Consider the following 9,464-nt stretch of genomic DNA (forward strand, 5'->3'; position numbering starts at 1 on the left):
TCTGCGACCGCTTCCCTCCCGCGCGCCCGGCCCACCCGCCGGGCGCGCGGCCGTTTCCTCCCCTACTGTCGGAATGATCCGCACCGACCGGGACCCGATGGGAGCGGCCATGCCCTCGTACCCCTACCGCACCACCCGCGAGGATCTGCGCGTCCCCCTCCCCGACGGCACCGAGCTCTTCGCCCGCCTCTGGCGCCCGGTGACCGAGGAGCCCGTCCCCGTCGTCCTGGAGTACTCCACCGGCCGGCTCACCGACTGGACCGCCATCGAGGACGCCCGCCGCCACCCCTGGTTCGCCGGCCACGGCCACGCCGCCCTCCGAGTCGACGCCCGCGGCCACGGCAACTCCGGCGGCCTCCCGCCCACCGCCTCCTCCGCGGACCTCACCGCCGACGGGGCCGCGCTGGCCCGATGGCTCGCCGACCGGCCCTGGTGCAACGGCCGGATCGGCCTGCTCGGCACCGGCGCGGCGGGCGCCCTCGCCCTGCGGATCGCCGCCCACGCCCCCGGCACCGTGCGCACCGTCGTCACCGTCTGCCCCGACGGCCCGCACCGCCTCGGCGGCGCCGTCCTCGCCGCCGACGGCCACACCCGCTCCACCGCCCGGCTCGCCGACGCCGCCCGCCCACCGGACCCGCAGTACGTCGGCGACGACTGGCGGAGGCTGTGGCTGGCCCGGCTCGACGCCCTGGAGCCGCCGCTCGCCGACTGGCTGGCCGCCCCGCCGGACCCCGCACCGGCCGCCGCCGTCCCCACCCTCGCCGCCGCCGGCTGGAGCGACCCGTCCGCCGCCACCGTCCTCGCCCTCGCCGGACAGTCCACCGCCGACACCCCCGTCCGCGCCGTCCTCGGCCCCTGGCCGCACGGACTCCCCGACGAACTCCTCCCCGAGGCCCTGCGCTGGTACGACCACTGGCTGCGCGACATCGACACCGGCGCGCTCGCCACCCCCGCCCTGCGCAGTTGGCTCGCCACCCGCTGGGCCGCCGACGACCCGTGGCCCTCCCCCACCGTCCACCAGCTCCCCTACGGCCTCGACGGCCAGCTGAGCACCGCCGGCACCGCCTCCGAGGACCGCTGGGTGCACGTCCGCTCCCCGCAGCACACCGGCCTCAACGCCGGCGCCCACCTCCCGCTCGGCCGCCCCGCCGACCAGCCGCCCGACCAGCGCGAGGAGGACGGCCGCTCGGTCTGCTTCGACTCCCGGCCGCTGCCCGAGCCCCTGGAACTCCACGGCGCCCCGGCCCTGACCGTGCGCCCCCACCCGGACAGCGGCCCCGCGCTGATCGCCGCCCGGCTCTGCGACGTCGCCCCCGACGGCACCTCGACCCTGCTCAGCCGCGGTTTCCACACCCTCCCGGCGGCCCCTGACACGCCCTTCGACCTCACCCTGGCGCTGACCCCCGTCGGGGCCACCGTCCCGCCCGGCCACCGCCTGCGGCTCGCCCTCTCCTCCGCCTACTGGCCCTGGCTGTGGCCCGACGCCGACCCCACCGGCTTCGCCGTCGACCCCTCCCGCTCCACCCTCACCCTCCCCGTCCGCCTCCCCGCCGCCGACGCCCCGGCCGGCCCCGAGGCCCCCTCCTTCCGCTCCCCCACCCTCCCGCTGCCGCCCCCGCTGCACTTCACCGAACCGCTCACCGCCCGCCCCGAACGGGTCACCGTCCACGACATCGGCCGCCGCGAGTGGCGCACCGAACTCTCCCCCGCCACCGACGGCACCCGCACCCACCCCGACGGCCTGGTCCGCGCCGAGCAGACCGTCACCGCCTACCGCGTCCTCACCGCCACCCCGCTCAGCGCCCAGGCCCGCACCGACCGCACCGTCCGCCTCGAACGCCCCGCCATCGGCTGGGACACCGCCGTCCACACCCGCACCGAACTCCGCTGCGACGGCACCCACCTCCTCGCCCACACCAGCCTCCGGGCGGAGGAGGCCGGCAACGTCGTCTTCAGCAGGGAGTGGCACCACCGCATCCCGCGCGACGAGGCCTGAGGGGTCCCGGAGTTGGCTGGTCGTCAGGGTGCCGGTTCGGCGACCTCCTGGGTACCGATCACCGCGAGCAGGTCGAGCAGGCCGGAACTGTCCGTACCGGCCGCGGGAGTGAACCACAGCAGGCGCTGCCGGCCGTCCTCGCTGAACAGGTTGAGGCAGTTGACCTCGATCAGGCCGAGCACGGGGTGGTCGAGGCGCTTGCGGTCGTCCCGCCGGAACGCGACGTCGTGGTCGGCCCAGAGCGCGGCGAACTCCGCGGAGGTGCCGAGCAGCGCCCGGATCATCGAGGTGGCCTCGGTGTCCTTCGCGTCCCGGCGCGCGGCGGCGGCCCGCAGATCCGCGACGAAGGCGCGGGACTGGGCCTCGTGGTCGGACGCGGGGTAGAGGCGTCGGGCGTCGGGCTCCGTGAACCACCGGTGGACGAAGCTGGCCCGGGGCCCCCGGAAGCCGGAGTGGTCCCCGAGCAGGGCCACGGCGACCGGGTTCTGCACCAGGGTGACGTGCAGATCGGTGATGACCAGCGCCGGTGTCGACACCAGCCGGTCGAGGAGGTCGAGCATGCCGGGGTGCACGTGCGAGGCCGCTCCCCCCTGCACCGGCACCGGGCGGCCCGCCAGGTGGAACAGGTAGGCGCGTTCGTCGGCGCTCAGCCGCAGGGCCCTCGCCAGCGCGGCGATCATCTGCTCGGACGGCTGGGAGCCGGCTCCGCGTTCGAGCTCGTTGTAGTAGTCCACCGACGCTCCGGCGAGCTGGGCGACCTCCTCGCGGCGCAGCCCGGGGACCCGGCGCCGGGGACCGGCCGGGAGCCCGATGTCGGCCGGGCGGATGCGGTCGCGCCGCGACCGCAGGAAGGCTCCCAGCTCGGTGTACTTCGCAGAACTCATGCCACCATTCTGGGCTCGGCCGGGCCGCCGACCCAGGGGACGACATCCCCTGGTTGCATCGGTCGCGGACGCGCATCGTGGAGGGCATGACCACGAACCACCGAGCTGAAACCCACGAACCGGGGGCCGCGCCGACGGCGGCCCCGGCCCCGACCCCGGCCCCGCGCGTCGCCATCGTCACCGGAGGATCACGCGGCATCGGCCGGGCGGTCTCCCGCAGGCTCGCCCGGGACGGCCTGGCCGTCGTGGTGAACTACGCCCACGACGCGGCCCCCGCCGAGGAGACGGTGGCGGCGATCACCGCGTCCGGCGGGCGGGCGATCCACGCGCAGGCGGACGTGGCGGACGAGCACGCCGTCGCCGCGGTGTTCGACCGGGCGGAGCAGGAGTTCGGCGGCGTGGACGTCGTGGTGAACTGCGCCGGCCGACTCGCTCTGTCGCCGATCGCCGACCTCGACCTCGCCGTGCTCGACGCCATGCACCGCACCAACATCCGCGGCGCCTTCGTCGTCGCCCAGCAGGCCGCCCGGCGCCTGCGTCCGGGCGGCTCCCTGGTCGGGTTCTCCACCTCCGTGGTCGGCACCCAGTTCCCGTCGTACGGCGCGTACGCGGCGAGCAAGGGCGCCATCGAGTCGAGCACGCTGATCCTCGCCCGCGAACTGCGCGGCCGGGACGTCACCGTGAACACCGTCGCCCCCGGACCCACGGCCACGGAGCTGTTCCTCGACGGCAAGACGCCCGAGCAGATCGACCGACTCGCCAAGACCCCGCCGCTGGAGCGGCTGGGCACCCCGGAGGACATCGCCAACGTGGTCGCGTTCCTCACCGGCCCGGAGGGGCACTGGATCAACGGCCAGGTCCTGCGGGCCAACGGCGGCATGGTGTGAGCCTGCGGGGAGCCGTTCCGTCCCTCTATCGCCTTCCGGCACCTCGGAAGAAGCCATTCAAGGAGTAGGACCCATGCCTTTCGCCAACTTCAAGGTCCCCGCCGGCACCATCACCGCCGAGGACAAGAAGAAGATCATCGAGCGCACCACCGACCTGTACGCGGAGATCTACGGTGAGCGGGCCCGTCCCACCACCGTCGTACTCATCGACGAGGTCGCCGACGGCGGCTGGGGCGTCGCCGGCAACGTGCTGACCGCCGCCATGCTCAACGGCGACGCCTGACGCTTGATGTCTGACCTTTGACCGGCCGCCGTCCTGTCGCTCCCCCCGTAAGCGACAGGACGGCGGCTGACTACGGGGCGGGCGTCACTTCCGCCAGTCGGGTGCCATGACCACGGCCTTCAGCTGCTCCACCGAGAACGCGGGCTGGCCCGGCCGGAAGTCGTAGCCGTTCTCGCCGTTCCACTCGTTGAGCAGGATGTTCCGGCCGTCCGGGTAGTACACCTTGGCCGTCCAGTGCAGCAGCGGGTTGACGGCCGTCTTGCCGTTGCCGAACTGGTTGAGCACGAGGAGTGTGCCGTCGGGCAGCGTCTCGTGGACCTCCAGCGGCGTCGGCGTCCCTTCCTCGGCGGACTTCTTGTCGTCGAGCCCGCGCTTGCCGGCCGGCTGGGCGCTGACCGAGATCATGCTGGTGCGCCCCTCGAACGTGACCGTCAGGGCGGCATGCTGGTCGTTCCCCGCAGAGGTCTGCGACCCTTCCGGGAGCAGCTTGGTCAGCGTCGTGAGCAGTTCGGCCGGCGACGGCGTGGCCGCGGTCGGCTCCGGGGTGGTGGTCGTCGGCGGCTCGCCCGGCTTCGGCGCCTTCGGGTGGGCCGGCAGGGCGGCCACGACCCGCTGCCAGGCCGGTGCGGTCACCAGCGAGGTGAGCAGGGCGCTGTCCAGCGGCGGCGTCTCGCGGGTGGCGCTGGCCGGCTGCCCGTTGTACTCGATGATCCGGATCACGGTGCCGTCCGGTGTCGCCCAGGTGGCCCGCCACTCGCGCTTGTTCGCGAGGCTCCGGTCCCGCAGTTTGTCGATCACCAGCACCGAGCCGTCCGGGCGGACGGTGCGGTCGCAGGAGTCCTGCGGTGTCTGGAACGGGTCCATGCAGACGGCCGCCGCAGCGGGCTTCTGCGCGCCGCGCTCGACGTTGTACGTGAGGATGCTCTCGCCCTTGCCGTCGTCGAACCGGAGCACACCGAAGGTCTCGTGCTTGTTGCCCGCCGGCCCCGGAGTGCCGGGCGTCTCCGCCACCTCCTTCTTGACCGAACCGGGCGGCAGCAACGAGGTCACCACCTCCACCACCTCGTCGGCGGTCATCGGCTGCACCGGCGGCTCGGCGGCCACCGCGCCGAAGCCCCCGACCCCCGGGACCCCGACGAACGCCCCCACGCCGCCCACGGCCAGCACCGTCGCCGCGAGGGCCCCCGCCATCGCGGCCCGTCGACGGTTGCGCCGCCGACGTCCACACCGCTCGGCGCCGGCGGCCAGGCTGAAGAGCGCCGTGTCCGGCGCGAGGGCCGCGGCCCCACGCAGCGCCCGGGCGAACTCGCCCTGGAAGTCCTCGAATTCGTCCTCAACCGACATGACGCAGCACCTCCTTGTCCGTGAAGCCCGTTCCCAGCTTGTCCCGCATCCGGGCCAGCGCCCGGCTGCTGCGCGACCGCACGGCCACGCTGCTCAGCCGCATCGCCGCCGCCGTCTCCTCCACACTGCGGTCCTCCCAGAACCGCAGCACCAGCACCGCCCGGTCCTGCTCCGACAGTTCGCCGAGCGCCCGCAGCAGGGTGAGCCGCAGAGCCGGGTCGGGATCGGCGACCGCGACATCCGGCAGCACGTCGGTGACCCGCTCGCCGCTGCTGCGGCGCCGGCGGTGCGAGAGGAAGGTGTTGACGAGGATGGTCTGGGCGTAGCCGCTGGGATTGTCCATCCGCGAGATGCGACGCCACTTCACGAAGACCCGGCCGAGCGCCTCCTGCACCAGGTCCTCGGCGAGATGCGCGTCACCACCGGTGAGGAGGAACGCCGTCCGCAGCAGCTGGCGCCCCCGCGACGCCACGAAGGCCGGAAAGTCGGGCAGCGTCCCCGGCGCGACCGCCGGTGCCTCCGCCCCCTGTATGTGTTCCATGCCCTACTAACGCGATCACGTGGTGTTCTTGTGGCACCGGACTTCCGGCCCATTCGGCGTCCGATTCAGTCCGGACGCCCGTCCTCCCCGGCGCGACCGGGCATTCGCAGGCTGATGACGACGCCCAGGGCGACGGTCGCGAGGGCGAGGAGGGCGAGGAAGGACAGAGTAAGGCCGACAAACAGGTGGATGGCGCTCACGAACGGCCCTTGAGCAGCTCCAGGAGATTGAGGAGCGTCGCGGTCGGCGCATTGCCGAAGCGCACGAGGACGCGTCCGTCGACCATGCCGTCCGTGGTGGCCGAGGGCCAGACGATCCCCAACGCCTTTCCACGCTCGTGGAGTTCGATCAGGAGCGCCTCCACCTCAACTTCGGTGTACGTGCGGATGCGCGGGTCGTGGGGCTCGATCGGGCCATTCGGGCCGATCGAGCCGATCGAGCCGTCGAGCGCGCTCACGCGGCGGCGTCCAGCTCGAACCAGACGGACTTCCCCGACGTACGCGGGTCCGCCCCGAAGCGATCCGTGAGCGAGCGAACGAGGTGCAGACCCCGCCCGGAGAGCTCGTACGGATCAGCGGAGGCTCTCTGCTCGGGAAGGCCCTGACACCCGTCCGCGACGGACACCCGGAGCACCCCCTCCACGAGTACGACGACCACCAGCGGCGCCGGCGACCCCCCGTGCTTCCAAGCGTTGACGAACAGCTCGTGCAACGCCAACTCGGCGTCGCCGACAACCCCACCGGGCCACCCAGCGCGCACGAGCACCTCGCGCAACTCCTCACGGGCGACCGACCAGTCGGGGGGCAGGGGAAGCGTGGACATACGGAGACCTCCGCAAGGGATGGAGTGGATTCCATCGAGCTGCTGACGATCAATCAATCTGAGCCGACCGGCGCAGAGTCATGACATCAGCTCATGCATCGACGATCGGCGGTTGCCGAACGTGTGCAGCTCGTCACACCCAGCATGGAGCCAAGGAGGCGTCCCGTGCAACTCATCTCAGAATTTTGGATATATCCAAATCGAACACCAATCAGGGCCCCTACAGTGGCAGTTACCCAGTGGCGCAGGTGCACGACGCCGAGGCACACTGATCCAGCGAGGCTCAGAGAGGGCGGGGATGGCCGCAGCAGCAGGTCCAACAGTTCGACGGAGGCAGCTCGGCGCCGAACTCCGCCGTCGACGCGAAGAAGCCGGCCTCTCGCACGACGAGGTCTCCGACGCGCTGACCAGCATGAGCCAACCCAAACTCTCCCGCATCGAGAACGGTCGCGGCGCGACCAAGGTCGACGACGTCAAGAAGCTCCTGGCCCTCTACAGGTGCGAGGACACGGATCTCGTCTCCGCACTCGTCGATCTGGCCAAGAACGGCGCACATCGTGGAATGTGGTGGCAGAGCTACGGCGCACACATCGGCCAGGCCCTCGGTGACCTGATCTCCCTTGAGGCCAGCGCCTCGTCCGTTCGCGCCTACGAGGGCGCCTTCATCCCGGGCCTCCTCCAGACACCCGCCTACGCACGCGAGATCATCAAGAAGCTCAGCATGCGCCCCAACGTGAACGTCGAAGCACTGGTCGATGTACGCATGGCTCGCCAAGGTGCCCTGACCAGAACGGAACCGCTGACTCTGTGGGGCGTGATCCACGAGGCGGCCATCCGCTCCGGCGTCGGAGGGCCGAAGGTCATGGCCGAGCAGCTCGCACGGCTGGTGGACCGTGCCAGCCAGCCAAATATCAACATTCAGGTGATGCCGATCGGCGCTCCTGCTCACCACGGCATGGGCGGAGCCTTCACCATCCTCGGTTTTCCACAAAGGCAGGACCTCGATGTAGCACTCGTCGAGGGCACACTGAGCAACTTCTGGGTCGAGGATGCGTCCGATGTGGAGCAGTACGCGGCGAAGTTCGATGCCATCCGGGCTGATGCCTTGGGCTTGGACGACTCGCTCGCCATCATCACCGAACAGAGAGACAACATCACATGACGTTCATTCCGAACGCGGCAGCACTCAGTTTGACTTGGCGCAAGTCGTCCAGGAGCAACGAGTCAACCAACTGCGTCGAGTTCGCAACCTCCGACGGGATCGTCTCCTACGTTCGTGACTCGAAGAATCCTTCCGGCCCGGCCCTGGCACTCACCACTGCCGCGCACGCGGCGTTCATCACGGCAGTCGCCAGCGGCGAGTTCGACTTCGACCTCTTCTGAACCACCCACCCAGCCGAAACCCGACGGCCCGCGCACCTCTTCCGGTGCGCGGGCCGCCCAGCACCCCGACACCTCGGCGACCGCCCTGCCCTCGACGTCGCCACTCGGCTTCATCACCGCACGGAGAGAACGGATCACGTGAGTCACTATCCCGACGCTTCTGCCACCGGTTTCAGCTTCCGGAAGTCCAGCTACAGCGGCGGTAACGAGAACTGCGTCGAGTACGCCCTGGGCCTGCCTCACGGAGTCGCGGTGGCTGACTCCAAGAACCCTTCCGGCCCAGCACTGTCCTTCACCGCAGCAGCCCACTCCGCATTCATCGCGGCAGTCGCCAACGGCGAGTTCGACTTCGGCCTGCTCTGACCTCGGCCTCACCCTCCCGAGCGGCCCCGAAAGGACCCCATGCCGCCCTCCTCCCCCGACCCCATCGACATGACGCGCGGCCAGGTGTTCGGCAGCGTCGCCGAGATATACGACGCGGCCCGCCCCAGCTACCCCGACACCCTCGTCTCCGCCGTCCTCGACTACGCCGCCCTCGGCGACCACCCCGCCCTCGAAGTCGGAGCCGGCACGGGCAAGGCCACCGTCCAGTTCGCCTCGGCGCTCAGCACACCGCTCGTCTGCGTCGAGCCCGACACCCGCATGGCCGACGTCCTACGCCGCAACACCGCACCCCACCCCCACGTCCGCATCGACGTGAGCCCCTTCGAGGACTGGAACCCCGGCGACACCCGCTTCGGCCTCGTCTTCGCCGCGACCTCCTGGCACTGGGTCGACCCGAACCGCCGCTGGGATCTCGCCCACCACGCCCTCGCCCCGGGCGGGGCGGTCGCCCTCTTCTGGAACCCGCTGGGCGTCCGCGACCCCGGGCTCCACGCCGCCCTCGCCGAGGTCGACCGCCGCCACGGGCTCACCCACACACCCCACGCCGTCCTCGCCTCCTCCTTCGGCGACACCCCGGGCCACTGGCCCGACATGCTCGGACACTGGCCGGCCATCGACCGCGCGAAGGACTCCCGCTTCACCGACCTCCACTCCCTCCGCTTCCGCGAGGACGCCCACTACGACACCGACGGCTACATCGCCTACCTCTCCTCCCTCTCCATGTACGCCACCCTCCCCACCGCCCACCGCACCCAGGCCCTCACCGACACCGCCACCATCCTCGACACCCACGCCTCCCACCTCGACGTCACCCGCATCCACGACCTCTTCCTCACCCGCCGCCTCTAACCCCCGCCCACACGGGGAGCAACCCCACGCGCTGCATCGAGTGCGGCGCCCAACTGGGACCATCCCCGCGCGTGCGGGGAGCAGATGATGC

General features: G+C 71.7%; 13 protein-coding genes. 7 read left to right on the top strand and 6 right to left on the bottom strand.

The window, feature by feature from the left end:
- Window positions 1–109 precede the first annotated feature (109 nt).
- Window positions 110–1,996 carry a CocE/NonD family hydrolase gene (locus ACFP3U_RS02435; RefSeq protein ID WP_380223425.1) on the top strand — a complete coding sequence of 629 codons (1,887 nt, stop codon included), beginning with the start codon at window positions 110–112 and terminating at the stop codon, window positions 1,994–1,996.
- Between the two features lie 23 nt (window positions 1,997–2,019).
- On the opposite strand, the gene ACFP3U_RS02440 is transcribed toward ACFP3U_RS02435, so the two are convergent.
- A complete protein-coding gene (locus tag ACFP3U_RS02440) occupies window positions 2,020–2,880 on the bottom strand; it encodes a helix-turn-helix transcriptional regulator (RefSeq protein WP_380223426.1) in 861 nt (286 codons plus the stop codon).
- 86 nt (window positions 2,881–2,966) lie between these two features.
- On the opposite strand from ACFP3U_RS02440, the gene ACFP3U_RS02445 reads away from it, so the two are divergent.
- Both ACFP3U_RS02445 and ACFP3U_RS02450 read left to right on the top strand, forming a co-directional pair.
- Window positions 2,967–3,767, top strand: coding sequence for an SDR family oxidoreductase (locus tag ACFP3U_RS02445; RefSeq protein ID WP_380223427.1), 801 nt, complete (start codon window positions 2,967–2,969; stop codon window positions 3,765–3,767).
- A 73-nt stretch (window positions 3,768–3,840) separates the two neighbouring features.
- Entirely contained in the window at window positions 3,841–4,050 is a 210-nt protein-coding gene (locus ACFP3U_RS02450; RefSeq protein WP_380223428.1) for a 4-oxalocrotonate tautomerase family protein, read from the top strand.
- An 84-nt stretch (window positions 4,051–4,134) separates the two neighbouring features.
- On the opposite strand, the gene ACFP3U_RS02455 is transcribed toward ACFP3U_RS02450, so the two are convergent.
- From ACFP3U_RS02455 to ACFP3U_RS02475, 5 genes are all read right to left on the bottom strand, one after another.
- Complete coding sequence (locus ACFP3U_RS02455; RefSeq protein WP_380223429.1) at window positions 4,135–5,394, bottom strand: hypothetical protein; 1,260 nt, start codon at window positions 5,392–5,394, stop codon at window positions 4,135–4,137.
- Window positions 5,384–5,935, bottom strand: coding sequence for a SigE family RNA polymerase sigma factor (locus ACFP3U_RS02460; RefSeq protein WP_380223430.1), 552 nt, complete (start codon window positions 5,933–5,935; stop codon window positions 5,384–5,386). Before ACFP3U_RS02460 ends, ACFP3U_RS02455 begins: the two co-directional genes overlap by 11 nt.
- A 65-nt stretch (window positions 5,936–6,000) precedes the next feature.
- Window positions 6,001–6,135: a hypothetical protein gene (locus tag ACFP3U_RS02465; protein WP_380223431.1), complete on the bottom strand. Its 135-nt coding sequence runs from the start codon at window positions 6,133–6,135 to the stop codon at window positions 6,001–6,003.
- On the bottom strand, window positions 6,132–6,392 hold the full coding sequence (locus tag ACFP3U_RS02470) for a hypothetical protein (RefSeq protein WP_380223432.1): 261 nt from the start codon (window positions 6,390–6,392) through the stop codon (window positions 6,132–6,134). Before ACFP3U_RS02470 ends, ACFP3U_RS02465 begins: the two co-directional genes overlap by 4 nt.
- Window positions 6,389–6,757: an ATP-binding protein gene (locus ACFP3U_RS02475; protein WP_380223434.1), complete on the bottom strand. Its 369-nt coding sequence runs from the start codon at window positions 6,755–6,757 to the stop codon at window positions 6,389–6,391. The genes ACFP3U_RS02470 and ACFP3U_RS02475 overlap by 4 nt, the downstream gene beginning before the upstream one ends.
- A gap of 298 nt (window positions 6,758–7,055) precedes the next feature.
- Between ACFP3U_RS02475 and ACFP3U_RS02480 the strand changes: the two genes are divergently transcribed.
- The 4 genes from ACFP3U_RS02480 to ACFP3U_RS02495 all read left to right on the top strand — a co-directional run bounded on the left by ACFP3U_RS02480 (window position 7,056) and on the right by ACFP3U_RS02495 (window position 9,373).
- Complete coding sequence (locus ACFP3U_RS02480) at window positions 7,056–7,919, top strand: helix-turn-helix domain-containing protein (protein WP_380223435.1); 864 nt, start codon at window positions 7,056–7,058, stop codon at window positions 7,917–7,919.
- Complete coding sequence (locus ACFP3U_RS02485; protein WP_380223436.1) at window positions 7,916–8,140, top strand: DUF397 domain-containing protein; 225 nt, start codon at window positions 7,916–7,918, stop codon at window positions 8,138–8,140. The genes ACFP3U_RS02480 and ACFP3U_RS02485 overlap by 4 nt, the downstream gene beginning before the upstream one ends.
- A gap of 138 nt (window positions 8,141–8,278) precedes the next feature.
- The gene (locus ACFP3U_RS02490; protein WP_380223437.1) at window positions 8,279–8,503 is read left to right on the top strand and encodes a DUF397 domain-containing protein; all 225 of its coding nucleotides are present in this window, start codon (window positions 8,279–8,281) and stop codon (window positions 8,501–8,503) included.
- 39 nt (window positions 8,504–8,542) lie between these two features.
- Window positions 8,543–9,373, top strand: coding sequence for a class I SAM-dependent methyltransferase (locus tag ACFP3U_RS02495; protein WP_380223438.1), 831 nt, complete (start codon window positions 8,543–8,545; stop codon window positions 9,371–9,373).
- The last annotated feature ends 91 nt before the right edge of the window (window positions 9,374–9,464 follow it).

Origin of the sequence: Kitasatospora misakiensis, from assembly GCF_042656005.1 — a bacterium.
GTDB classification, from domain to species: domain Bacteria; phylum Actinomycetota; class Actinomycetes; order Streptomycetales; family Streptomycetaceae; genus Kitasatospora; species Kitasatospora misakiensis.

Coding starts and splice junctions, on each gene's coding strand:
- ACFP3U_RS02485 (WP_380223436.1), top strand. CDS start 7,916: ATGACGTTCATTCCGAACGCGGCAGCACTCAGTTTGACTTGGCGCAAG.
- ACFP3U_RS02440 (WP_380223426.1), bottom strand. CDS start 2,880: ATGAGTTCTGCGAAGTACACCGAGCTGGGAGCCTTCCTGCGGTCGCGG.
- ACFP3U_RS02450 (WP_380223428.1), top strand. CDS start 3,841: ATGCCTTTCGCCAACTTCAAGGTCCCCGCCGGCACCATCACCGCCGAG.
- ACFP3U_RS02475 (WP_380223434.1), bottom strand. CDS start 6,757: ATGTCCACGCTTCCCCTGCCCCCCGACTGGTCGGTCGCCCGTGAGGAG.
- ACFP3U_RS02495 (WP_380223438.1), top strand. CDS start 8,543: ATGCCGCCCTCCTCCCCCGACCCCATCGACATGACGCGCGGCCAGGTG.
- ACFP3U_RS02445 (WP_380223427.1), top strand. CDS start 2,967: ATGACCACGAACCACCGAGCTGAAACCCACGAACCGGGGGCCGCGCCG.
- ACFP3U_RS02435 (WP_380223425.1), top strand. CDS start 110: ATGCCCTCGTACCCCTACCGCACCACCCGCGAGGATCTGCGCGTCCCC.
- ACFP3U_RS02460 (WP_380223430.1), bottom strand. CDS start 5,935: ATGGAACACATACAGGGGGCGGAGGCACCGGCGGTCGCGCCGGGGACG.
- ACFP3U_RS02455 (WP_380223429.1), bottom strand. CDS start 5,394: ATGTCGGTTGAGGACGAATTCGAGGACTTCCAGGGCGAGTTCGCCCGG.
- ACFP3U_RS02480 (WP_380223435.1), top strand. CDS start 7,056: ATGGCCGCAGCAGCAGGTCCAACAGTTCGACGGAGGCAGCTCGGCGCC.